The organism is Polaribacter sp. IC066 (genome assembly GCF_007997085.1).
Lineage (GTDB): Bacteria > Bacteroidota > Bacteroidia > Flavobacteriales > Flavobacteriaceae > Polaribacter.
On record NZ_VORR01000040.1, the window covers coordinates 13,861 to 38,612 of the forward strand.

Genomic DNA, 24,752 nt, shown 5'->3' on the forward strand with positions numbered 1-24,752 from the left:
CTAAAATGATACTCATAAAAAACCCTTCAAGTTTAAGATTTGAAGGATTTTTTTATGCTGTAACCCTTTGTAAGTTACGTGTAAAATTAAGGTCTCATTCGATTAAGAATACATCGAGTTTCTTAATTCTTTAATCTTCGGATCAGAGACGTATTCATCAAAAGTAGTCTGTCTATCAATCACCCCTTTTGGGGTTAATTCTATAATTCTATTGGCAACTGTATTTGCAAATTCGTGGTCATGTGTAGAAAGTAAAACCGTTCCTTTAAAATTAATTAAAGAATTGTTTAAAGCTTGTATCGATTCTAAATCTAGGTGATTTGTTGGCTCATCTAACAATAAAATATTCGCTTTTTTCATCATCATTCTAGAAAGCATACAACGAACTTTTTCGCCTCCAGATAATACGTTGCTTTTCTTTAGAGCTTCTTCACCAGAAAAAATCATTTTTCCTAAAAATCCTCGAATAAAAACTTCTTCTCGCTCTTCTTCAGTTTGCGCATACTGTCTTAACCAATCAACTAAATTCAAGTTTCCGTCTTCAAAAAAAGATGAATTATCTAAAGGTAAGTACGATTGGGTTGTGGTAACTCCCCAAGAAAATTTACCTGAATCTGCTTTTTCATTTCCTGTTACAATTTCGTAAAAAGCAGTTACTGCTCTAGAGTTTTTAGAAATTACCGCAATTTTATCTCCTTTCTTTAGGTTTAAATGAACATCATCAAACAATTTTTCTCCTTCAAAAGCTTTACTCAATCCTTCTACATTTAAAATTTGATCGCCAGCTTCTCTATCACGATCAAAAATAATGGCAGGATAACGTCTACTTGATGGTTTAATATCTTCGACATTTAACTTTTCAATCATTTTTTTACGAGACGTTGCTTGTTTAGATTTAGCAACGTTTGCAGAAAAACGGCGAATAAAGTCTTCTAATTCTTTCTTTTTATCTTCTGCTTTTTTATTTTGCTGCGCTCTTTGTTTAGATGCTAATTGACTAGATTCATACCAAAAAGTATAATTACCAGAATAATGGTTTATTTTACTATAATCAATATCTGAAATATGGGTACAAACTGAATCTAAAAAGTGTCTATCATGAGATACAACAATTACCGTATTCTCAAAATTTGCCAGGAAGTTTTCTAACCAATTAATCGTTTCAAAATCTAAATCATTGGTTGGCTCATCCATTACTAAAACATCGGGATTTCCAAAAAGTGCTTGTGCAATTAATACACGTACCTTTTGTTTACCGTCTAAATCTTTCATTAATGTGTAATGCAAATCTTCTTTAATTCCTAAATTAGAAAGCATCGCTGCAGCGTTAGAATCTGCATTCCAACCATCCATTTCTTCAAAAGCTATTTGAAGCTCTCCTATTCTTTCTGCATTCTCATCTGTATAATCTGCGTATAAAGCATCAATTTGTTTTTTAATAGAAAACAACTCTTTATTACCCATTACAATGGTTTCTAGCACAGGATAATCATTAAATTCATTATGATCTTGAGAAAGTACAGACATTCTCTTGCCCTTGTCTAAATGAACTTGCCCAGAAGTAGGATCCATCTTTCCGGAAATAATTTTCAAAAAAGTAGATTTCCCGGCTCCGTTTGCTCCAATAATTCCGTAACAATTTCCTTGCTGAAACTTGGTATTTACTTCATCGAATAAAATACGTTTTCCGAATTGTACTGATAAGTTAGAAACTGATAACATAATAGTGTTTTAAATTTGTGCAAAAGTAGTAAATTGATTTTTCATTTTTAGTGAGATGTTCCATCCATTTTATAAAATAACCAATGAAACTCTAGAAGGACGCAGTATTTCATTTTTAACAGGGTATTAACAACTGTAACAGCCATGAATAACTAAATTTGTAATCAGCTCTATTGCGTAAGTTACATGGCAAAAAAACTAATTCTTTTTTTACAAATTCTTTTTTTAGGCATCTTAATTAGTTGTAATTCAGATAAAAAAGAAACTTTGACTTATTTTGGAGGTAAAATTATAAATCCGAAGTCAAATCATGTTGTCTTATACGCTATGGAAAAAGTAATTGACACTTTTCTATTAGATGATAATAACAAATTTATCGGTAAAATTAGCAATGCACAGGAAGGATTGTATTATTTTGCCCATGGTGATGAAAATCAGCATATATATTTAGAACCGAATGATAGTTTAATGCTGCGCCTAAATACTTGGGATTTTGACGAATCTTTGGTTTTTGCTGGTAAAGGTGCAGAAAGAAATAATATTTTAGTTGATTGTTATTTAGAGAACGAAAAAGATCGAAAATTCTTTTATCAATTTAACAAAAAAGAACCTATTGTATTTAAAGAAAAGGTTGACTCATTGTTAGCAATTAAATTAAATATGTATGATGATTATGTTGCAAGTCATCCAGAAGAAACAAAAAGTTTTAATGAAATCTTAAAAATCACTTTGACGTATCCTACTTTTGCTAGGGTAGAAAAATATCCGATGATTTATGCTAAATACTCGGATAATGGTAGTTTTCCTGATATAAATGATTCTTTCTACGAGTATAGAAGAGCCATTGAAATCAATAAAGGTTCATTGATGTATTATCCTCCCTACTCACAATATATTAGAAATTACTTATATAATGAAACCTATGCCTTGGGGCATGCACCCATGAAAAGCGAGTACTCTTCTAAATTTACGATAGATTTACTGCATACAATTGATGAGAAAATAGCTTCGGTAAGCTCTAAAAATGCTTTTTTAAAACAAACAGTTGTTAGTCATTTTTACAATAAATCTAGCTGCACTATTAATTTTGAAGCTTTTGATACCTTTTTCGATTTATCAACAAATGATAAAGACAAAAAGCTTATTCAAAATTTAGTTTGTGATGCAAAGTCGGTTGTAATCAGTGAAAGTTTAGCAGATTTTAAAGTTTCAGATTATACAGATACTCAATATTCAATTTTAGAGATCATTAAAGATAAGAGTGCTTTGTTATTTTTCTGGAGTCCAGATTTTATTTCAGAAAGCTATATGACTTCTAGGTTTAATTATTTAACAAATACATATCCTAATATTAAATTCATAGAAATAAAGATAGATGGAGATAAAAATGAAAGAATTCAAAAGTTAGATATCAAAAACCAATTTTATCTTCATGAAAAAAGTGAAGCACATCATTTTTTAACTAGCAAAATGCCTCGTTCTATTCTAATTGATAAAAAAGGCGTTGTATTAAATGGTTTCGCCTCTATTTCATCTTATAATTTAAACCCTTTTCTAAAAGAATTGAACGAGAATTAATTAAACAAACTAAAATTAGTTCTTTCCAAAATATAATGTACCTTTGCACGGTTTTAGAAATGAGTATAAACTCATGTAAAGCCAGTCCGAATTATAAACGGGTTTGCAGATGGGCGTTCTGTGAATCCAAAAAAACACAGTAATGTCTACATTTTTAGAATTAGGTTTAAAAGAACCTATCAACAAAGCATTGACGGATCTAGGTTATGAAAAACCTACCGTAATTCAAGAAAAAGCAATTCCACAAATTATTTCATCTACCGACGATTTAAAAGCGTTTGCACAAACAGGTACAGGTAAAACTGCTGCTTTTAGTTTGCCAATTTTACAGCTTTTAGATACGAATAGCAGCAATGTACAAGCTATTATTTTATCTCCTACAAGAGAGCTAGCTGTACAAATAGGAAATAATATTAAAGACTTTTGTAAATATTTACCAGACGTTAGAGTTACTACTGTTTACGGTGGTTCTAGTATGGAAGACCAAATTAGATCGTTAAAAAGAGGATCTCAAATTGTAGTTGGAACTCCAGGTAGAACTGTAGATTTAATTAAAAGAAGAGCTTTAAAATTAGGAAACGTTCAATGGCTCGTTTTAGACGAAGCTGATGAGATGTTAAACATGGGTTTTAAAGAAGAACTTGATAAGGTTTTAGAAGCAACTCCAGAAACGAAACAAACTTTGTTATTTTCTGCAACTTTTCCTAGAGAAGTAGAAGCAATTGCAAGAAACTACATGACCAAACCAGTAGAAATTACTTCTGGTCAAAAAAATCAAGGTGCAGATAGTGTTAGTCACGAATATTATTCTGTAACAGAAAGAACACGTTACCCCGCTTTAAAGAGAATTGCAGATTTAAACCCTGATATTTACGCAATTATTTTTTGTAGAACTCGAAGAGAAACTCAAGAAGTTGCAGACAATTTAATTAAAGATGGTTATAGCGCAGATTCTTTGCATGGAGATTTATCGCAAGCACAAAGAGACTCTGTAATGGGTAAATTCAGAAAAAAATCGATTCAAATATTAGTAGCTACAGATGTTGCTGCTCGTGGATTAGATGTTACTGAATTAACACATGTATTGAACCATAAGCTACCAGACCAAATAGAAAACTACACACATAGAAGTGGTAGAACGGGTAGAGCTGGTAATACAGGTATTTCTATTGTTTTAGTGAATGGAAAAGAGAAAGGCAAATTACGCCAAATTGAAAAAATCATTCAAAAGAAATTTGTAGAAACTAAAGTACCTACTGGTAAAGAAATTGTTCAAAATCAGTTGATGAACTTAATTGATAAAGTTCAAAAAACAGAAGTGAATGAATCTGAAATCAGTGAATTTTTACCAAGTATTTATGAAAAGCTAAAAGATTTAGACAGAGAAGAACTGATTCAAAAATTTGTTTCTTTAGAGTTTAATACAATGTTAGCATACTATGAAAATTCTAAAGATTTAAACGATTTATCTTCTAAAGATAATTCTAGAGCAAGAACTGTTAATGAAAATATGACACGTTTTTTTATCAATATTGGTAGAAAAGACAATTTAAATCCTGCTAAATTAATAGGATTAATTAACGACCAAAATATAGGTGATAAAATAGAAATTGGTGCTATCGATATTTTAGATACTTTTTCTTTCTTTGAGATTGATAAAGATTTTGAAGACAAAACTTTAGAGGCTTTTTCTTCAAATCAACCAGATTTTGACGGTCGTTCGGTAAATATAGAAGTTACTAAAAAAGAACGTTCAGGTGGCGGAAGAAGAGGCGCTAAAAAACCATTCGGCAAAAAAGATGGCGGTGGATTTGGAAGACGTAGAGGCTCTGAAGGTTCTTCATCAAGAAGTAGCGATTCTGGTAGAGGAAGATCAGATAAACGCTCATCCGACAGACCAGAAAGATCTGAAAGAGGTTCTAGTGGAGAAAAAAGACCTTCTGGCGGTTTCGGTAGAAAACGTAGAGATTCTTAAAATTATATAGCCTTCTTTTATAGATTGCATAAAATAAAAAAACTCAAGATTTATTTAGATCTTGAGTTTTTTTGTTTTCAATACTTATTGAGCTCTGCCTATAGCATATAGTTTATTATTTATCCTCAACGCTACATCAACTACTTTTTATTCTTTAAGAAAGAGACCACTGTTTTTCGAATATCAAAAGCTAATTCATTTTTTGTTGGGGTATACAACATCAACACTTCTTTATTTTCTACAGATAAAAAGGGAATGTCAAATCCTTTAAGTAAATAATCAGAAAATGCCACAGTATATATTTTATTTGCATCTAATTTTTCGTTTTTAATCAACCAAATTTTTTCTATTTTTTCAGCATTAAAACGCTGCAAATATGCGCCTGTTCCTGCAGCTAACTCTCCATAATCTAACACGCGTCTTAATAATCTACCTTTAATCTTTACTTTTAAAATGGCGCCTCCATAAGGTAAAACTCTAAAAATATCAACAGGTGTAATATTCCCTTCTAACGCATCATCAATTCTTATTGAACCCCCGTTTACTATAGCACAATCTACTTCATCGTCAAAAGCAAAAGACATCGATCTAGTAATAATTTTCCCTAAATTAGTTTGTATGCTCCTAACTTGCATATCTCTGCCATCTAAAGGAACCTTTGCAGTAAAAATTACTTCATCAGGATTTGGAATTACCTCTTTAATTTGTGTTAATAAAATTTGTTGCCATTTACTTACAATTTCACCAACCTTAACATCGCTTTTAACAGTTGCATTTATTTCTTTTAATTCTGACTTTACAAGTGTTTTTTTTGTTTTTTTATCAAACGAAATTCTATGAATATAAGCAGTTTTGGCATTTGCATCTGCCTTGGCAATTTTAACATTACCTACTGTTTGATAAGAATTTGTGTGCTCGTGACCACCCATAATTAATGGCAAATCTGGAATTAATTTTGCAATTCTTTTATCGTTGGTAATTTTAACATGTGTTAAACCAAAAACAACATCTACAGAATCTTTTAAAGCGGCGTAAGATGCTTTTGCTTCTATAAATATATTGCCGTATTCAACATAATTTTTAGGATTAGAAGGAATACAAACACTTATAAAACCCACTTTAATTTTTGTACCATCTTCATCAGAAAATTCTTTGATAAAAGTTTCTAATACCTTCTCTTTTTTCCCGTTTATTTCTTTGTAAAAAGGTATTACACCTTCCTTTGTTTTCAGTTTTACGTTCGCAGAAATCCAAGGAAAGTTACTTTCATTTAAACGTTTTTGTAAATCTTGTTGAGAAATATCAAACTCATGATTTCCAAAGGCTACCAAATCGAAATTCATAGCGTTCATCACATCAACCATTTGTTCACCACGAATTCTTTCTCCATCAATTTTTAAAGTTCCTAATAAAGAAGGATTTAAAAAATCACCAGCCATAAAAAGCATGGTATTCTTATTTTCCTTTAATAATTGTTGATGTACTGTTTCTACTCTGGCCATTCCTCCAAACTCGCCTCCTTGAATCGGTGCAATTTCATAAACATCATTTAGTTGAAGAAATGTAAATTCTATTTTTTGATCATCCTTTTTACATGAAAAAAGCAAACCTAAAATAATGACGAAAAATAATCTTTTATATAGTTGCATACAATAATTTTATTTTTTTTGATTGATGTTTCTTTAAGCCATCAAAGGTATTCACATAAAATAAGAAAACCCATCAAAATTTGATGGGTTTTACTTTTAAAATATTAATTTTAATTATTCATTAGAACCCATATTGCCTTGGGCAACAATAGTACCTAATTGTGTTTCGCTTAAATGAACATTAATATAACCGTCATACGTTAATATTTGATCATACGTAATTGCATCTCCGTTATCTAACGCCTCTACTTGAGTACTACTCATACCTGTATTGCCGTTTACAGCGTTAAAAGTAAAAGCAATTGCGCCTCCTGTTTCCGCATCATCTTCATGAATATGAGCAGGATGAATTCCTGAAGGTGGTGTATTTTGAATTGCTAAAACAGCTAATGCAGTACCATTTAATCTTTTATAGAAAGTAGCCGTTCCTGAAATTGTTAGTACGTCTTTCTCTGCTAAAATATATTCTTTAGAATCACCTGTTAAATCATTCTGTCCTATATCTCCTTGCGCTACAATTGTTCCTAAATCACTTGAACTTAAATGCACATTTACATATCCGTCTAAACCTTCAATATCAGCATATACAAAAGCAGATTCATCATCAAAAGAAGCTACATTCGTTGCACTCATACCTGTATCTCCATTTACTGGGGTAAAAGAAAATAAAATTGCTCCGCCTTCTACAGCTGTATTTGCATGAATATGAGCAGGGTGTTCACCGCCTGATGGTGTTCCTTCTAACATTATTTCCGCTAAAGCTTCTCCGTTAACTCTTTGAGAAAACGTTACATTTCCTGAAATACCATCTACATCCTTTTCACCTAAATCATAAGAGATTGTTGTACCGGTCAAGGCATTCTGACCTATATCGCCTTGAGCAACAATAGTCCCTAAAGCATTTGCATTTAAATGCACATTTACATATCCGTCTAAACCTTCAATATCAGCATAGACAAAAGCAGACCCATCGTCATAAGAAGCCACATTCGTTGCACTCAATCCTGTATCTCCGTTTACTGGTGTAAAAGAAAAAAGAATTGCTCCTGATTCTGCTGCTGTATTCGCATGAATATGAGCTGGATGCACACCGCCTGCAGGAGTTCCTAAAAGCATTAATTCTGCTAAAGCTTCACCGTTTTCTCTTTCAGAAAAAGTTACCGTTCCTGAAATACCAGCTACATCTTTTTCTCCTAAATCATAAGATTTAATTGCTCCTGTTAAATCATTCTCTCCGATATCTCCTTGAGCCACTATTGTTCCCAATGCAGCTGAACTTAAATGAACATTGATATAAGAATCTAAACCTGCAATGTTTGCAAACGTAAATGCAGAACCATCATTATAAGCAGAAATATTGGTAGCACTAAATCCTGAATCTCCAATTACTGGAGAGAACGTAAGTAAAATTGCACCGCTTTCAATAGCTGAATTTGCATGAATATGAGCTGGATGTGAACCTCCTACTGGTGTTCCAGCCAATACTATTTCAGCTAATACTTCACCATTAATTCTTTCTGAAAACGTTACGTTACCAGAAATTCCGGCAACATCTTTTTCACCTAAATCATATGCTTTAGAACTACCATTCAAATCATTTTGTCCTATATCACCTTGAGCAACTATAGTTCCTAAATTATCTGCACTTAAATGCACATTAATATAAGCATCCAAACCTTCAATATCTGAATATGCGAATGCAGCTCCGTCATTATAAGCAGAGAAATTGGTAGCACTCATTCCTGAATCACCATTTACGGGAGTAAAAGTTAATAAGATATCTCCGCTTTCTGCAGCAGTATTTGCATGAATATGAGCAGGGTGCTCACCTCCTGCAGGAGTTCCGCTTAAGATAATTTCTGCTAAAACTTCTCCGTTAAGTCTTTCAGAAAACGTTACGTTTCCAGAAATACCAGCTACAGCTTTTTCGCCTAAATCATAGGTTTTAGATTCTGGCTTTAAATCATTTTGCCCTATATCTCCTTGAGATACAATAGTTCCTAATTCATCTGCACTTAAATGTACATTAATGTAGCCATCAAAGTTTAATAAGTCATCATAATTGATAGTTGTACCATCATCTAATGCACTAAAAATTGTTAAACTTTTTCCGTTAAAACCATATACAGGATTTAAAGAAACTGCTATAGCACCGCCTTCTGCAGCTGTATTTATATGAATATGAGCTGGATGAATTCCTTCAGCTGGTGTTCCTGTAAGATCTAAAATAACCGTTACAGATTCATCTGTATTTTCTCTAAAAGTTGCAGTACCAGAAATACCTGCAACATCTTTCGAACCTAAATCGTAAACGATTGATTTACCAGAAGGTGTTATGGTAATAAATGTTTCATCTTTATCATCATTATCACAACTAAAAAAAAATAAAGATGTGGCAATGAATAATGCGAGTAGTTTAATGTTTTTCATAAAATATTTTGTTTAACAATTAGTCACCAAAAATAAACAATCTTCCCTTAAATAAATCTGATTGTAGATATATTTTAACAAAGGTTTAATAATTTTAACATTCTAAACATCGGAAAAACAGGAAAACTCAATAGATTTACAGATTGAGAATAAAACTTTAGCAGTATTGTAAGCAAACGTTTTATGCGATAAGAAAGTCTATTAACTTTTAGATAAAAACTTCTAATGCCTTGTTGTAAGCACTCTCAAAACTCATCGGTTTAATGTTTGTATCTGCTTTTTCTGCAGTAAAATAACTCAATAACTTTTCAGTTGGCATATTACCTGTCAGCTCATCTTTTGCCATTGGGCAGCCACCATATCCTTTTATGGCGCCGTCAAAACGTGTACATCCCCCTTTATAGGCTGCATTCACTTTTTCGTGCCACTTATCTGGTGTTGTGTGCAAATGCGCTCCAAATTCTATTTCTGGATATTTCGGAATTAAATTTGAAAATAAATAATGAATTACTTCGGGCGTTGAGCTACCAATAGTATCTGAAAGTGATAAAATTTTAACCCCCATACTTGATAGTTTCTCCGTCCAATTTCCCACAATTTCTTCATTCCAAGGATCTCCGTAAGGATTTCCGAATCCCATCGATAAATACGCAACAACTTCTTTATTTGTTTTATCCGCAATATTTAAAATTTCATCTAGTGCTTTAATAGATTCATCGATTGTTTTATGTGTATTACGCATTTGAAAGTTTTCTGAAATTGAAAAAGGATATCCTAAATAATCAATTTCTTCAAATTGAGAAGCATCCTTTGCTCCCCTAACATTTGCGATAATTGCTAATAATTTACTTTGCGTTTTGGATAAATCTAATTTTGCTAAAACAGCTGCTGTATCTCGCATTTGCGGAATAGCCTTGGGCGATACAAAACTGCCAAAATCAATTGTATCAAAACCAACTTTTAATAGCGAGTTTATATATAATGCTTTTTTTTCGGTGGATATAAAATGAGATTTTATTCCTTGCATTGCGTCTCTAGGACATTCTATGATTTTGACTTTTTTCATCTATTCAAATATAGAGAATCTAAAGTACTCGTAGAATAATTTAAAACGTTTATTCATCTCTTTTTGATTATTTTCGTGGTCATCAATGAAAAACTCCAATTATATACTTCTGGTTATTGTTATTTCTCAATTCTGTTGCACTTCCTTATGGTTTGCAGGTAACGGAGTGATGAATCAACTCATAGAAACTTTTGATTTACAAGATGATACATTAGGTCATTTAACATCTTCTGTTCAGTTTGGTTTTATTTCTGGAACTCTATTATTTGCCTTATTTACCATTGCTGATCGTTTTTCGCCATCAAAAGTATTTTTTATGAGCGCAATTTTAGGAGCTTTTTTTAATTTAAGTCTCATTTTTGAGAATCAAATTTTAGTTAGTCTGCTATTTTTCCGTTTTTTAACAGGTTTTTTCTTGGCAGGAATATATCCGGTAGGCATGAAAATAGCCACTGATTATTATCAAAAAGGATTAGGAAAATCTTTAGGATATCTTGTTGGTGCTTTAGTTTTGGGCACCGCTTTGCCTCATTTGCTAAAGGATATACTCCTTAACTATTCTTGGAAAAATGTTTTAATCTCAACTTCATCTCTATCTGTTTTTGGAGGTTTATTGATGTTCATTTTTGTAAAAGACGGCCCTTATAGAACGCAAAGCAAAGGTTTAAATTTATCTAGTTGTTTTCAAGTCTTTAAAAATATACACTTTAGAAAAGCTGCTTTTGGCTATTTTGGCCATATGTGGGAGCTTTATACTTTCTGGACTTTTGTCCCTATTTTATTGGTGATGTATCGAAAATTACACCCAGAGAACATTTTTAACATTCCAATACTGTCTTTTTTAATTATTGCCGTTGGAAGCTTTTCTTGTGTTTTAGCAGGTTATTTTTCTCAAAAATTTGGCGTTAAAAAAACTGCTTTTAGTTTTTTATTACTGTCGTGTATCTGCTGTTTAGTTTCTCCATGGATGTTTCAATTGCAGAATTCGGCATTCTTTATTTTATTTTTAATTTTCTGGGGAATGGTTGTGATTGCAGATTCACCACTTTTCTCGACATTAGTGGCACAAAATGCCCCATTAAAAGATAAAGGAACCGCTTTAACAATCGTTAATTGCATCGGATTTTCAATTACAATTATCAGTATTCAAATAATAAGTGTGTTGCAATTCTCATCAAACTCAACCTATATATTTATGATTTTAGCACTTGGACCAATTTTAGGTTTATTTGCTTTGGGAAAAAAACGACTACATAAATAACGATTCTTTGAATTTATTGAATATTTTATTTTAAAAAACAACTAACCGATAGCTTTCAAAGTGTACTGAGAGAAAACGAAAATTTGATATACTCTCTTTAATGTGGAATGCTTTCAGCTTGGCAAACTTTAAGGTTATTTCCGGTTTTTTTGTAGTTTATAGTAGTATTTTTGCAAACTTTATCATTCTAAAAAAATATTTAGCGTCTAGCTTTCTAGGTTTATTGAAAGAAAACGAAAAATTTAATCGATAGAATTCCCCGAGGCTCTGCCTCGGGTGTTGCGTAAAGATATGTACTTTTGTATTTATGAGTGAACATATTCATAAAAGTCATAACAGAAGTTTGCTGTTATATCATTTTTTTTGTCTGGTAAAATATAGACAAACAGTTTTTACAACAGATGTTTCAAATACTTTTAAAGAGATTTGTTTGAAAATAGAACCTCGTTATGAGATTCAGTTTTTGGAAATTGGTATTGATGGGAATCATGTTCATTTTTTGATTCAAAGTGTTCCAGTAAATTCTCCAAAAAAGATAATTAGTGCAGTCAAAAGTATTACAGCAAAAGAAATCTTTAGGCTACACCCAGAAGTTAAAAGGTTTTTGTGGGGAGGGAAGTTTTGGACAAGTGGTTACTATGTAAATACACTCGGTCAATATGCAAATGAAGAAGTCATAAAAAAGTATCTTCAAAATCAAGGTAAAAATGAATACGAAAAGATACATTCAGATCAACTCCGATTGTTTTGATACCCCGATGGCTCTGCCTCGGGATAGTTCATTTTTTTGCGCTTACTTGCGATCTGGAGAGCATCACAAACTGAACCATTATAAGAGAGGTTTACACTTATATTTCCGAAAATTGAACTTTTGCACTTACTCAAAAATTGAACGATTATTTTTATTCATAAAAAAACTCCTAAATTTCTTTAGGAGTTTTAAGCTATCATGTTATTAATTTTAAGCGTTTTGCTTTTTAATTAAATTTAAAGCAGAACCTTCATTGTACCAAACAATTTGAGAGTTATTATACGTATGATTTACTTCAAATACATCTTTAGATCCATCAGCATGAACCGCTTCAATAGTCAATGGCTTATCTGGAGCAAATTCGTTTAAATCTAAAAAGTTAAACGTATCATCTTCTTGAATTAAATCGTAATCTGCTTCATTAGCAAATGTTAACCCTAACATTCCTTGCTTTTTCAAGTTTGTTTCATGAATTCTTGCAAAAGATTTTACAATTACAGCAGCAACACCTAAATGTCTTGGTTGCATTGCAGCATGCTCTCTAGAGGAACCCTCACCATAATTATGATCACCAATAACGATCGTATTAATTCCGGCTTTTTTGTATTCTCTTTGAACCGCAGGCACTGCATTATATTCTCCTGTTATTTGATTTTTAACAAAGTTTGTTTTTTTATTAAAAGCGTTTATAGCTCCTATTAAGGTATTGTTTGCAATATTATCTAAATGACCTCTAAAACGCAACCAAGGTCCTGCCATAGAAATATGATCAGTAGTACATTTACCAAAAGCTTTTATTAATAATTTTGCACCTGAAATTGTATTTCCTAAAGGCGTAAAAGGCTCTAATAATTGTAATCTTTCTGAATCTTCGTTAACCGCAATCTTAACGTGACTTCCGTCTTTTTCTGGCGCTAAATAACCGTTATCCTTTACCTCAAAACCTTTTGGAGGCAATTCCCATCCAGTTGGTTCATCAAACATTACTTTTTCTCCGTCTTCGTTGATTAAAAAATCTTTTAAAGGATTAAAATCTAAACGCCCTGCAATTGCTATGGCTGCAGTTATTTCTGGTGATGCAACAAATGCATGTGTATTCGGGTTACCATCTGCTCTTTTAGCAAAGTTTCTATTAAAGGAATGTACAATACTATTTTTAGGAGCATTTTTAGGATCTGAATATCGTGCCCACTGACCGATACAAGGACCACAAGCATTGGTAAATATTTTAGCATTTAAGTTTTCGAAAATCCCAAGAATTCCGTCTCTAGCAGCCGTATATCTTACTTGCTCTGAACCAGGATTAATTCCTAATTCTGATTTCATTTTTAAACCTTTATCAATAGCTTGTTGTGCAATTGAAGAAGCTCTAGATAAATCTTCATAAGATGAGTTTGTACAAGAACCAATCAATCCCCACTCTACAGTAAGTGGCCATTCATTGTCTGTTGCTTTTTTAGTCATATCAGCACCAACAGGCGTTGATAAATCTGGCGTAAAAGGACCGTTTAATAAAGGACCTAATTCTGATAAATTTATTTCAATTACTTGATCAAAATAAAGTTCTGGATTTGCATATACTTCGTCATCAGCAGTTAAGTAATCTTTTACTTTATTAGCAGCATCTGCAACGTCTTCTCTATCTGTAGCACGCAAATACCGTTCCATAGACTCGTCATAACCAAAAGTTGATGTTGTTGCACCAATCTCTGCACCCATATTACAAATTGTACCTTTACCAGTACAAGACATAGAAGTTGCTCCTGGTCCAAAATATTCTACAATTGCACCTGTTCCTCCTTTTACAGTTAAAATTTCAGCAACTTTTAAAATAACATCTTTTGGAGCCGTCCAACCAGATAATTTTCCGGTTAATTTAATTCCGATTAATTTAGGAAACTTTAATTCCCAAGCCATACCCGCCATCACATCTACAGCATCAGCACCACCAACACCAATAGCAACCATACCTAATCCTCCTGCATTTACTGTATGAGAATCTGTACCAATCATCATTCCACCAGGAAATGCATAATTTTCTAAAACTACTTGGTGAATAATACCTGCTCCTGGTTTCCAAAAACCAATTCCATATTTGTTAGAAACAGATTCTAAAAAATTAAAAACTTCACTACTTGTATTGTTTGCGTGCTTTAAGTCTGTTGCAGCGCCATCTTTAGCTTGAATTAAATGATCACAGTGAACTGTTGTGGGTACAGCAACTTTGGGCTTACCAGCTTGCATAAATTGCAATAAAGCCATTTGTGCAGTTGCGTCTTGACAAGCAATTCTATCCGGCGCAAAATCTACATAGTCTTTTCCTCTAACCAATTCTTTAGTAGGAGTTCCTTCCCATAAATGAGAATATAAAATCTTTTCTGACAAGGTAAGTGGTTTTCCTGTAATTTTGCGAGCAGCATCTACGCGTTCTGTCATGTTTGCGTAAACCTGTTTAATCATATCAATATCAAAAGCCATATCTGCGTATAAATTTTAAATTTTGTAAAACAAATCTACAGTATTAAAATCAATTTTGAAAGATAAATAATAGATTGCTATAATTAATGAATAAACAAAAGCTATGTATTAAAACACTAACTATATTTCAATAAAAAGATGATTATTAACAGTATTAATGAAGAATTAACAAGGAAAATAAAAAAGCAGACTTGTAAGCCGAATTCTGTGCCTTAAATTTTAAGGTTCTTATCATTTATCTAGTTCTAAAATTGCTCTTAGAATCTATCTGCCTACCCTTTAGAATCGAGCGAGTAGCCCTCAAGCTCTAATATACATGACATTGCACCTCATAGAGTTTACCTGGTTTCACTACAGCCGAACTGTACTTGCTTTCTGTTGCACTGGTCCTCAACTTACGCTGGACGGATGTTATCCGCTATGAGTACTCTATGGTGTCCGGACTTTCCTCCACACCGAAGCGTGGCGATAAGATAAATCTGCTTTCTATTTTCTATTATATTTCTTTTGCTTTAAAAAAAACCCACTCAAATGAAATTTGAGTGGGAAAAATTGCTATGAAAAAGAAAAAGTGTTATCGATTTCTCAATAACACTACAAATGTATATAAAAATGAAGTAACAAAAAACATATATCAAAAAATTAATAGTCTTTTTCTTCACTTTTAATATTTATTTAAGAAAACATGTCCTTAACCTTCTCAAAAAATGATTTATCTGTTGTATTCGGACTTGGCGCAAAGTTATCATCATCAGTCATTTTTTCAAAAAACTGCGTTTGCTCCTTGTTTAATTGTTGTGGCGTCCAAACATTAGTATGTATTAAAAAATCACCTGTTCCATAGCGTTCTATACTTGGTAATCCTTTACCTTTTAAACGTAAAATTCTACCAGATTGCGTACCTGCATCAATTTTAATTTTCACTTTACCAGTAACGGTTTCTACCTCTTTACTCGTTCCTAAAACAGCTTCAGAAAAATTGATATATAAATCGTAATGAATATTTGTGCCTTCTCTTTTCAGCGTTTCATGAGGCACTTCTTCTATGAGTACTAATAAATCTCCAGCAATAGAATTTTTACCAGGAGCATCGTTCCCCTTTCCTCCTACTTTTAACTGAACTCCTTCGGTAACACCTGCAGGAATATTAATTGGTACTGTTTCTTCTTTTATAATTAATCCTTGTGCGTCTGCTTCATTAGGTTTTGAGCTTATAATTTCTCCGGCTCCAGAACAAGTTCCGCACGTAGTTGCAGTTTGCATTCTACCCAAAATAGTATTGGTAACGCGCATTTGTTGACCAGAACCATTACATGTTGTACATGTTTTATATCGTACCCCATCTGCCTGCACTTTTCTACGAACTTTAACCTTCTTTTCTACGCCTTTTGCAATTTCTTCTAAAGTTAGTTTTACACGAATTCGCATATTACTTCCTTTAACTCTAGCTTGCTGTCTTCCGCCGCCGCCAAAGCCGCCGCCGAAACCGCCACCACCGCCACCAAAAATATCTCCAAACTGACTGAAAATATCATCCATGTTCATGCCGCCACCGCCAAAGCCGCCACCGCCACTTTGAGGACCATCAAAAGCCTGGTGACCGTATTGATCATACCGTGCTTTCTTATTTTCATCGCTTAAAACCTCGTAAGCTTCAGCTGCTTTTTTAAAGTTTTCTTCGGCAGTTTTATCATCAGGATTTTTATCTGGATGATATTTAATTGCCATTTTTCTATAACCTTTCTTAATTTCTGCTTGTGAAGCCGATTTAGAAATGTCTAATATGTCGTAAAAATCTTGTTTTGCCATTATCTTTTTTAGTTTTCAGTTTCCGGTTGCAGTTTTCAGTGCTCACTGTTTTTGCCATCGAATACGTTCTTACTGAACACTTTTTTAGTTTGCATGTTTTTTTTTATGTAAACTCAATTATGAGCAACCATATCTAAAAACAACTCACTTTTTACTGTCCTATTACTACTTTTGGATATCTAATTATCTTATCACCCAACTTGTATCCTTTTTCTACACAATCAATTACTTTTCCTTTTAAATCTTCTGTAGGAGCTGGAATCTGTGTAATTGCTTCATGAATTTCTGCATCAAAAACATCGCCAGCATTGGTTTCTATTTTTAATAATCCTTTTAGCTCTAAAGTATTATAAAATTTTTGATAAATTAACAAGACTCCTTTTCTAACTTCTTCGGCTTCTTTCTCTTCTTCTATATGGGCTAAAGCACGCTCAAAATCGTCTACAACTGGCAGTAAAGATGTCATTAATTCCTGACCAGCAGTTTTAAATAACTCTATTCTTTCTCTAGTTGTTCTTTTCTTGTAGTTTTCGAACTCTGCAAATAAACGTAAAAACTTGTCTTTTTCAGCCTGAATTAATTCTTCTGAAGTAGGTTCTTCTTTTACAATTTCTGCTTCAACTTCTTGATTTTCCTCAACTTGCACAGTTTCTTGTTCGGTCGTTATTTCCTCTTCTTTTATATCTTCTTTTTTACTCATTTCTTTGTAATAATTAAATTGTCTCTTAACTATTGTCAAAAATGTTGCCAACAAAAAAATAGTGTCAAACTGACACTATTTTTTATATTTTAACATGAGACCAATTCTCGCCAGACTTTATTCTATGAATTTGTGTATCTGAAACTCCAAATCGTTTGGCAATCATTGAGATTCTTGTACGCTTATTTTTAAGCTGCCGTTTAATAATTTTTACTTTACCTACAGATAATTTAGCGTACTCTATACTTTTATTTTTAAATATAGCCTCCCAGGTTGGGTTGTTAAATTGATGCAACTCTTTTTCTCTTTTAGTTGCCCATTGTAAATTTTCTACGGTATTGTCATCTTTATCATAATTTAAATGAATTACATAAATTTGATTTTCATTTTCTTTTTCGATAAAATGCTGTGCCACTAATTTGTGCACATACCTACTTGTAGACTTCTTATTAATTTCTTGTTTTAAAGAAATAGTTTCATATCCGTTAATAAAGGTTCTGTTTTTTAAATATTCTTTTTCGCCAGAGCAATTAATCACTCTGCCATAATTAGAAATTTTAAACTTTAGTTTTACAGAAATTACTTCATCAAACTGAATATTTTTCCATTCCTCGTTCCATAAATGTCTTATCATACTATAAAAGTTAAATTAAAATGATTAATTAAAACTTTTTCTTAATTTTCAATTCTTTCAATTTTTGCACCAATAGATTTTAAACGAGCTTCTATATTTTCATACCCTCTATCTATTTGTTCAATATTATTAATGATTGATGTTCCTTTTGCAGAAAGTGCAGCAATTAACAACGAAATACCTGCTCTAATATCTGGTGATGTCATTTTAGTTGCCTTTAATGAGCTTTCAAAATTCATACCAATTACAGTTGCTCTATGCGGATCACACAAAATTACTTTTGCACCCATATCTATTAATTTATCAACAAAAAACAACCTGCTTTCAAACATTTTTTGATGTATTAAAACCGTTCCTTTTGCTTGGGTTGCAACAACCAAAACGATGCTTAACAAATCTGGCGTAAAACCCGGCCAAGGTGCATCTGCCACAGTTAAAACAGAACCGTCTATATAATTCTGAATTTCATACGATTCTTGTTCAGGAATGTAAATATCGTCTCCTCTTTTTTCAAATTTAATGCCTAATTTTCTAAAAACATTCGGAATTTGTCCTAAATTCTCCCAACTTACATTTTTAATGGTTAATTCTGAATGGGTCATTACGGCTACACCAATCCAAGAGCCAATTTCGATCATGTCTGGTAAAACGGTATGTTCACATCCTCCTAAAACATCAACCCCAATAATGGTTAATAAATTAGATCCAACTCCCGTAATATTTGCGCCCATAGCATTCAACATTTTACATAATTGTTGAATGTAAGGTTCACAAGCAGCATTGTAAATTGTAGTAGTTCCTGTTGCTAAAACCGATGCCATTAATATATTGGCTGTTCCGGTAACAGAAGCCTCGTCTAGCAGCATGTCTGTACCAATTAATTCTTCTGCTTCTACACCGTAAAAATGTTCTTCTTTATTATATCTAAATTTTGCACCTAATCTAATAAACCCTTCAAAATGCGTGTCTAAACGTCTTCTGCCAATTTTATCGCCGCCAGGTCTAGGAATATACCCTTTTCCGAAACGAGCTAATAAAGGACCTACAATCATTATTGAACCTCGCAAAGAACTGCCGTCTCTTTTAAATTCTGCAGACTCTAGGTATTTTAAATTAAGAGTATTTGCCTGAAAAGAATAAGAATTTCTAGTTAACTTTTCTACTTTAACACCCAATTCGCCTAAAATAAAGATAAGCTTGTTTACATCAATAATATCCGGAACATTATTGATTGTTACTTTTTCTTTCGTTAATAAAACTGCGCAAAGTATTTGTAAAACTTCATTTTTTGCTCCTTGTGGAGTAATCGTTCCGTTTAATTTATGACCGCCTTCAATTTTAAATGATGCCATTGACTTTTATCTTTTTCTATTTTTATTCTGATTGTTGTGATGTGGTTTCTTGTGGATGGTTTTAGAGGTATTCTGACCTTGAGAATTTCTTTTTTTCAACAAATTTTTACTTTCAGATAATTCTTCATCAGAATTTCTTAAATCAAATTTTTCGCCAGATAAATCATATAAATGCTTAAAAATAACTGCATCATCAACCGTGTCTTTATTCCAGTTTAAATAGCATTTTTTCATGTGATTTGCAATCGTAAAAACCAACGCTTCTCTCTTATCGCCTTCTTCCCAACTCAAAGCAATGTCTATCATCGTTTGAATATTGTTACCGTAATAACGGTATTTTGACGCATATTTAGGGTAAGGCAACCCTTCTGGTTTTTCTTGCAACTCTTCTCTAGACGGAATTGGATAGGGCGAATCTGCGTCTAACTTAAAATCTGACATAATGTACAATTGATCCCATAGCTTGTGCTTAAAATCTGGAACGTCTCGTAAATGTGGTTGTAAATTCCCCATAACATCTACAATTGCTTTCGCCATTTTATCACGTTCTTCTTTAGTTTCTAAAGCCAAACAATGGTCTACTAATTTTTGTATATGTCTGCCGTATTCTGGTATTATCATTAACGGTCTTCCTGAATTATATTCTAAATCGAATGTCATTTATTTATATTTGAAGTGTGTTCTTGCTACATTATTTATAAAAAAACGTGGCTTTAGAACTGATAATTTATGCTTTGTAGTTATTTAATGTTGCAAAATAGCACTTTATTTTAGTATTGTTGGCACTTTTTAACCAATAATTTTTAATTTCACAAAACGTAACAAAAGATTTTTCTTTCCGGCAGTGCCAAATTTAATCATCGCTTTTTTATCGGGGCCTTTGCCTTCTAAAGAAAGTACTTCTCCTCTACCAAAACGCTCATGCTCAATGATATTACCAACAGCAATATCATTATCGAATAAATTTGCTTTAGAGGCAGTTTCTGATGCCTTTTTTAGATTTTTAGGAACAACAATTTCTTTCTTTTTTAACAAATCACGCTCGGCTTTTTTACGTTGAATTGGTTTTTGAAAACGAATTCCTTTTGGTGAGTCCTCAAAAATGCTCTTATCTATAAAGTTATTTACAGAAGATTCTGGTTTTTTTGAAGTAATATAATGCAAATATTGCTCATCAATTTCTTCTAAAAATCGACTCGGTTCTGCATCAATTAATTTTCCCCATCGATAACGAGTTTGAGCATATGTTAAATAAGCAACTTTTTCTGCTCTTGTAATGGCTACGTAAAATAATCTGCGCTCCTCTTCTAACTCACTTCTGGTATTCATGCTCATTGCAGACGGAAATAAGTTTTCTTCAAGACCAACAATATACACATACATATATTCTAAACCTTTCGATTGGTGAATGGTCATTAAAGACACACTTGGCTTATCATCATCCTTTTTAGAATCAAAGTCTGTGGCTAAAGCAACATCTTCTAAAAAAGAAGTTAAAGATGCATCTTCTCCTTGTTCTATTTTATCGGTAATAAAATCTTTAATTCCGTTTAACAGTTCTTGAACATTTTCTACTTTACTAATCGCTTCTGGAGTGCCGTCTTTTTCTAAATCTTTAATTAATTTTGCCTGTTTAACGACGATTTCTGCAATTTCAAATGCATTTTTAGTTTGCGATTCTATTTGCAAACTTAAAATCATGTTCATAAAATTCCGGAGCTTATTTTTAGTTCCAACATTTATTTTTAAATCTATTTTATCAATGTATTTTAAAACATCAAAAATTGATTTTTTATAATGGTTTGCTGCAATGGTGAGCCTATCGATAGTAGTTGCACCAATTCCTCTTGCCGGATAGTTGATAATTCTCTTAAACGCTTCCTCGTCATTTGGGTTGATTAAAATACGTAAATAAGACAAAATATCTTTGATTTCTTTTCTTTGGTAAAAAGAAATTCCGCCATAAATTTTATAATCAATTCCTTTTTTTCTTAATGCGTCTTCAATGGCTCTAGATTGTGAGTTTGTTCTGTACAATACACAAAAATCATCGGGTGTTAGTTGATGATTCATTTGGTTTTCCCAAATAGATTGGGCTACAAAACGACCTTCTTCTCCGTCAGAAATGGTACGCATTACGTTGATAGAATCTCCGGCGTCATTAGACGTCCAAACTTCTTTATCTAATTTTGTTTTGTTCCTTGCAATTACTGAATTTGCAGCGTTCACAATATTTTTTGTTGACCGATAATTTTGCTCAAGCTTAAACGTTTTTACATCCGGATAATCCTTCTGAAAATTTAAAATATTCTCGATATTGGCACCTCTAAAACTATAAATACTTTGAGAGTCATCACCAACCACACAAATATTACCAAACTTATCGGCCAAAGCTCTTACAATTATATATTGCGAGTGGTTTGTATCTTGATACTCATCGACCATAATATACCTAAAACGGTCTTGGTATTTTGCTAATGATTCAGGAAAACGTGCTAGTAATTCGTTTGTTCTCAACAATAAATCATCAAAATCCATAGCACCCGCTTTAAAACATCGGTCTACATAATTTTTATAGATATCGCCTACTTTTGGCCTGCTTGCATTCTTATCTGCTTCTTGTAAATCAGCATTATTGAAATACGCTCTTACAGTAACTAAACTATTTTTAAAGGATGAAATTCTGCCTAAAATTTGCTTTGGTTTATACCGTTCTTTGTCTAAACCCATTTCCTTAATAATAGAGCTTATCAATCGAACAGAATCTTGTGTATCGTAAATCGTAAAGTTTGATGGAAAACCTAATTTATCTGCTTCTGAACGTAAAATTCTGGCAAAAACAGAGTGAAAAGTTCCCATCCAAAGATTTTTAGCTTCACTTTGCCCAACAACTCCAGCAATTCTTGCCTTCATTTCTTTGGCAGCTTTGTTGGTAAATGTTAGCGATAAAATGTTAAAGGCATCAACTCCAGATTGCATTAAATGTGCAATTCTATAGGTTAAAACACGTGTTTTACCAGAGCCTGCACCTGCAATAATGATCATAGGCCCATCTTTCTGTAAGACTGCCTCTTTTTGTGCTTCGTTTAAAGAATTTAAGTATGTATTCAATAGAATGTTTTGATAGATTTTAAAAGTGTGAATTTAACCAAACTTTTTGTTTTTTTAAAGAGAGATAGCGAGTTTTTATTCACAAGTTATTATTTTAAAATTGAGATAAGATGAACTAAGGTTTTAGAATCTATAAACCATATCAACTCAATTATTATCTGCCTATAGGCAGATAAATATAAATATCTGCCTATAGACAGATAAATTAAATTATCTGCTTATAGGCAGATATTTTTGCTTTTTTATGCGATAAAGTATATCTTTGATAAAAATTAATCATTCTAATGACAAGTATTTTAACAGGCGATATTATCAATTCTAGAAAGAAAGACGATAATTTATGGCTAAAGACTTTAAAAGAAATCTTGAATACTTTTGGTAACGCTCCAAAATATTGGCAAATTTATAGAGGAGATAGTTTTCAATTAGAAATAGAAAACTGTGAAAAAGCCTTTTATGCTGCGCTAAAAATAAAAGCTGCACTTAAAAAAATAGGTACTGTTGATGTTAGAATTGGCATCGGAATTGGAAAAAAAGAATTTGATGCTGACAAAATTACAGAAGCTAACGGAGAAGCATTTATAAATTCTGGATTTGCTTTTGACACCTATTTAAAAAAACAATCATTAGCCCTAAAAACGCCTTGGCCAGCAATCGATGAAGAATTAAATATTGCCTTTGATTTGGCTTTATTAACCATGGATTCTTGGACTGTAAATTCTGCCGAAGTATTTAAAATTTCATTAGAAGATGAAAATGCAACACAAAAAGAAATTGCTGCTATTTTAAGAATTACCCAAGGTAGAGTTAGTGAACGACAAAAAAGAGCTGGTTTCGAGCAAGTGATGAAATTAGAACAACGATTTCAGAAATTAATCCACCAGAAAATAAACAGACACTAATGATCTTATTTTTAAAATTTTTATTGGCGCATATTTTAGGCGATTTTGTTTTTCAGTCAGAAAAATGGATAAAAGATAAAGAAGAACATAAAGCAAAATCAACCAAATTATACGCTCATATTGGTGTTCATGCTATTTTATTATTGCTACTTCTTCAATTTAATTTACAAGATTATTGGCTCGTATTTTTACTAATTATCATTTCTCATTATGGAATCGATTTGTTAAAGTTATACCTTCAAAAGAAGAAAACAAAACGAATTTGGTTTTTTGTAGACCAAGTTTTACACCTTTTAATCATAACAATTGCTACTTTTATTTATACTGACTTTTCATTTTCAATAGCTTCTATCGTCACAGAGAAAAATTTATTATTTTTGATCTTTTTGCTATTGGTTGTTTCTGTTTCTGCAATTATCATCAAACTGATTATTACGCAATGGAATCCTGAAAAGAAACAAGAAAACGACGATTCTTTAGCAAAAGCAGGGCGCTACATTGGTATTTTAGAACGTTTATTTGTGTTCACTTTTGTCATTACAAACCACTGGGAAGCGATTGGATTTTTGTTGGCAGCAAAATCTGTTTTTAGATTCGGAGATTTAACATCATCTAAAGATAGAAAATTGACCGAATATATTTTAATCGGAACTTTATTAAGTTTTGGGATTGCGATACTTTTAGGAGTTTTATATTTGTACGTTTTAAATTTACTTTAATCTATGGAAGATAAATTATTAGAGAGTATTGCGTATATTTTACCTGCAGCTGTTACTGGTTTTGTGGCTTATTATATGTTTAACGGATTTATAAAAAATAAAAATTCTGAAAAAAAATTAGAATTGTTTGCAGCAAAAAGAAAAGATTCTTTACCCATTAAATTACAAGCTTATGAAAGACTTTTATTATTTTGTGAGCGTATTAACCCTGTAAAAATGCTGGTAAGAATTCAACCATTATCAACGGATACAAATGCATATTTACAGCTTTTAATTGGCAATATAGAACAAGAGTTTGAGCATAATTTGGTACAACAAATTTATATTTCTAATGACACTTGGACGGCCATTTACGCATCTAAAAGTGCCGTTATACTCAATACATTTAGGTTTTCGGGAACATAAAATTTCATGGTCTAATTATTGATATTAAATTACTGTTTTTCAGTTATTTAAGCACTATATTTTTGTTATTTTGAGTAATATTTAGTATCTTTATATTGTTGATATTCAGATGTATGACTATAAAATTATCACAAGAAGAGAAAATTACAATTAAACAATTACACCGTAATTGTAAACAAAGAAAACATGCCGATAAACTAAAAGCTATTC

18 protein-coding genes and 1 other RNA gene are annotated in these 24,752 nt (G+C 32.1%); 7 read left to right on the forward strand and 12 right to left on the reverse strand.

The genetic code is table 11. The features are described from left to right. Nucleotides 1–102 precede the first annotated feature (102 nt). Entirely contained in the window at nt 103–1,722 is a 1,620-nt protein-coding gene (locus ES044_RS13160; RefSeq protein WP_147119530.1) for an ABC-F family ATP-binding cassette domain-containing protein, read from the reverse strand. A 186-nt stretch (nt 1,723–1,908) separates the two neighbouring features. On the opposite strand from ES044_RS13160, the gene ES044_RS13165 reads away from it, so the two are divergent. Together ES044_RS13165 and ES044_RS13170 are read left to right on the forward strand one after the other, a co-directional pair. After that, a complete protein-coding gene (locus tag ES044_RS13165; protein ID WP_147119529.1) occupies nt 1,909–3,300 on the forward strand; it encodes a TlpA family protein disulfide reductase in 1,392 nt (463 codons plus the stop codon). 142 nt (nt 3,301–3,442) lie between these two features. After that, entirely contained in the window at nt 3,443–5,275 is a 1,833-nt protein-coding gene (locus tag ES044_RS13170; protein WP_147119528.1) for a DEAD/DEAH box helicase, read from the forward strand. 140 nt (nt 5,276–5,415) lie between these two features. Here the strand turns inward: ES044_RS13170 and ES044_RS13175 are convergent, their stop codons facing one another. From ES044_RS13175 to ES044_RS13190, 3 genes are all read right to left on the reverse strand, one after another. Further along, nucleotides 5,416–6,924: a bifunctional metallophosphatase/5'-nucleotidase gene (locus ES044_RS13175; protein ID WP_147119527.1), complete on the reverse strand. Its 1,509-nt coding sequence runs from the start codon at nt 6,922–6,924 to the stop codon at nt 5,416–5,418. Nucleotides 6,925–7,038: 114 nt separating this feature from the next. Beyond that, the gene (locus ES044_RS13180; protein WP_223269195.1) at nt 7,039–9,354 is read right to left on the reverse strand and encodes a CHRD domain-containing protein; all 2,316 of its coding nucleotides are present in this window, start codon (nt 9,352–9,354) and stop codon (nt 7,039–7,041) included. A 208-nt stretch (nt 9,355–9,562) separates the two neighbouring features. Beyond that, nucleotides 9,563–10,420, reverse strand: coding sequence for a hydroxymethylglutaryl-CoA lyase (locus tag ES044_RS13190; protein ID WP_147119526.1), 858 nt, complete (start codon nt 10,418–10,420; stop codon nt 9,563–9,565). A gap of 85 nt (nt 10,421–10,505) precedes the next feature. Here ES044_RS13190 and ES044_RS13195 point away from each other — a divergent pair, with 85 nt between their 5' ends. Together ES044_RS13195 and tnpA are read left to right on the forward strand one after the other, a co-directional pair. Continuing rightward, nucleotides 10,506–11,681, forward strand: coding sequence for an MFS transporter (locus tag ES044_RS13195; protein ID WP_147119525.1), 1,176 nt, complete (start codon nt 10,506–10,508; stop codon nt 11,679–11,681). 307 nt (nt 11,682–11,988) lie between these two features. After that, the gene (gene tnpA / locus ES044_RS13200; RefSeq protein WP_147119524.1) at nt 11,989–12,432 is read left to right on the forward strand and encodes an IS200/IS605 family transposase; all 444 of its coding nucleotides are present in this window, start codon (nt 11,989–11,991) and stop codon (nt 12,430–12,432) included. Nucleotides 12,433–12,642: 210 nt separating this feature from the next. On the opposite strand, the gene ES044_RS13205 is transcribed toward tnpA, so the two are convergent. The 8 genes from ES044_RS13205 to ES044_RS13240 all read right to left on the reverse strand — a co-directional run bounded on the left by ES044_RS13205 (nt 12,643) and on the right by ES044_RS13240 (nt 22,516). Continuing rightward, nucleotides 12,643–14,910, reverse strand: a complete 2,268-nt coding sequence (locus ES044_RS13205) for an aconitate hydratase (RefSeq protein ID WP_147119523.1) — start codon at nt 14,908–14,910, stop codon at nt 12,643–12,645. A 178-nt stretch (nt 14,911–15,088) separates the two neighbouring features. Continuing rightward, nucleotides 15,089–15,396: RNase P RNA component class A (gene rnpB, locus ES044_RS13210), an RNA gene on the reverse strand. A gap of 189 nt (nt 15,397–15,585) precedes the next feature. Further along, nucleotides 15,586–16,719, reverse strand: coding sequence for a molecular chaperone DnaJ (gene dnaJ, locus ES044_RS13215; RefSeq protein ID WP_147119522.1), 1,134 nt, complete (start codon nt 16,717–16,719; stop codon nt 15,586–15,588). Between the two features lie 151 nt (nt 16,720–16,870). Continuing rightward, a complete protein-coding gene (locus ES044_RS13220) occupies nt 16,871–17,419 on the reverse strand; it encodes a nucleotide exchange factor GrpE (protein WP_147119521.1) in 549 nt (182 codons plus the stop codon). 82 nt (nt 17,420–17,501) lie between these two features. Beyond that, nucleotides 17,502–18,053, reverse strand: coding sequence for an NUMOD4 domain-containing protein (locus ES044_RS13225; RefSeq protein ID WP_147119520.1), 552 nt, complete (start codon nt 18,051–18,053; stop codon nt 17,502–17,504). A gap of 41 nt (nt 18,054–18,094) precedes the next feature. After that, entirely contained in the window at nt 18,095–19,405 is a 1,311-nt protein-coding gene (gene murA / locus ES044_RS13230) for a UDP-N-acetylglucosamine 1-carboxyvinyltransferase (RefSeq protein ID WP_147119519.1), read from the reverse strand. Between the two features lie 6 nt (nt 19,406–19,411). Continuing rightward, a complete protein-coding gene (locus ES044_RS13235; protein WP_147119518.1) occupies nt 19,412–20,065 on the reverse strand; it encodes a DUF4290 domain-containing protein in 654 nt (217 codons plus the stop codon). 129 nt (nt 20,066–20,194) lie between these two features. Further along, nucleotides 20,195–22,516 carry an ATP-dependent helicase gene (locus ES044_RS13240; protein WP_147119517.1) on the reverse strand — a complete coding sequence of 774 codons (2,322 nt, stop codon included), beginning with the start codon at nt 22,514–22,516 and terminating at the stop codon, nt 20,195–20,197. A gap of 284 nt (nt 22,517–22,800) precedes the next feature. Here ES044_RS13240 and ES044_RS13245 point away from each other — a divergent pair, with 284 nt between their 5' ends. From ES044_RS13245 to ES044_RS13255, 3 genes are read left to right on the forward strand one after another with little or no spacing between them, the layout of a single operon-like run. After that, on the forward strand, nt 22,801–23,418 hold the full coding sequence (locus ES044_RS13245) for a SatD family protein (RefSeq protein WP_147119516.1): 618 nt from the start codon (nt 22,801–22,803) through the stop codon (nt 23,416–23,418). Further along, on the forward strand, nt 23,418–24,137 hold the full coding sequence (locus ES044_RS13250; RefSeq protein WP_147119515.1) for a DUF3307 domain-containing protein: 720 nt from the start codon (nt 23,418–23,420) through the stop codon (nt 24,135–24,137). Before ES044_RS13245 ends, ES044_RS13250 begins: the two co-directional genes overlap by 1 nt. Nucleotides 24,138–24,140: 3 nt before the next feature. After that, on the forward strand, nt 24,141–24,542 hold the full coding sequence (locus ES044_RS13255; protein WP_223269194.1) for a hypothetical protein: 402 nt from the start codon (nt 24,141–24,143) through the stop codon (nt 24,540–24,542). Nucleotides 24,543–24,752 lie beyond the last annotated feature (210 nt).

Excerpts from the sequence above, each read along its gene's own strand:
- tnpA (WP_147119524.1), top strand. The coding sequence starts at position 11,989 with ATGAGTGAACATATTCATAAAAGTCATAACAGAAGTTTGCTGTTATAT.
- ES044_RS13250 (WP_147119515.1), top strand. The coding sequence starts at position 23,418 with ATGATCTTATTTTTAAAATTTTTATTGGCGCATATTTTAGGCGATTTT.
- dnaJ (WP_147119522.1), bottom strand. The coding sequence starts at position 16,719 with ATGGCAAAACAAGATTTTTACGACATATTAGACATTTCTAAATCGGCT.
- ES044_RS13190 (WP_147119526.1), bottom strand. The coding sequence starts at position 10,420 with ATGAAAAAAGTCAAAATCATAGAATGTCCTAGAGACGCAATGCAAGGA.
- ES044_RS13170 (WP_147119528.1), top strand. The coding sequence starts at position 3,443 with ATGTCTACATTTTTAGAATTAGGTTTAAAAGAACCTATCAACAAAGCA.
- ES044_RS13165 (WP_147119529.1), top strand. The coding sequence starts at position 1,909 with ATGGCAAAAAAACTAATTCTTTTTTTACAAATTCTTTTTTTAGGCATC.
- ES044_RS13160 (WP_147119530.1), bottom strand. The coding sequence starts at position 1,722 with ATGTTATCAGTTTCTAACTTATCAGTACAATTCGGAAAACGTATTTTA.
- murA (WP_147119519.1), bottom strand. The coding sequence starts at position 19,405 with ATGGCATCATTTAAAATTGAAGGCGGTCATAAATTAAACGGAACGATT.
- ES044_RS13245 (WP_147119516.1), top strand. The coding sequence starts at position 22,801 with ATGACAAGTATTTTAACAGGCGATATTATCAATTCTAGAAAGAAAGAC.
- ES044_RS13255 (WP_223269194.1), top strand. The coding sequence starts at position 24,141 with ATGGAAGATAAATTATTAGAGAGTATTGCGTATATTTTACCTGCAGCT.
- ES044_RS13205 (WP_147119523.1), bottom strand. The coding sequence starts at position 14,910 with ATGGCTTTTGATATTGATATGATTAAACAGGTTTACGCAAACATGACA.
- ES044_RS13195 (WP_147119525.1), top strand. The coding sequence starts at position 10,506 with ATGAAAAACTCCAATTATATACTTCTGGTTATTGTTATTTCTCAATTC.
- ES044_RS13220 (WP_147119521.1), bottom strand. The coding sequence starts at position 17,419 with ATGAGTAAAAAAGAAGATATAAAAGAAGAGGAAATAACGACCGAACAA.
- ES044_RS13180 (WP_223269195.1), bottom strand. The coding sequence starts at position 9,354 with ATGAAAAACATTAAACTACTCGCATTATTCATTGCCACATCTTTATTT.
- ES044_RS13225 (WP_147119520.1), bottom strand. The coding sequence starts at position 18,053 with ATGATAAGACATTTATGGAACGAGGAATGGAAAAATATTCAGTTTGAT.
- ES044_RS13175 (WP_147119527.1), bottom strand. The coding sequence starts at position 6,924 with ATGCAACTATATAAAAGATTATTTTTCGTCATTATTTTAGGTTTGCTT.
- ES044_RS13235 (WP_147119518.1), bottom strand. The coding sequence starts at position 20,065 with ATGACATTCGATTTAGAATATAATTCAGGAAGACCGTTAATGATAATA.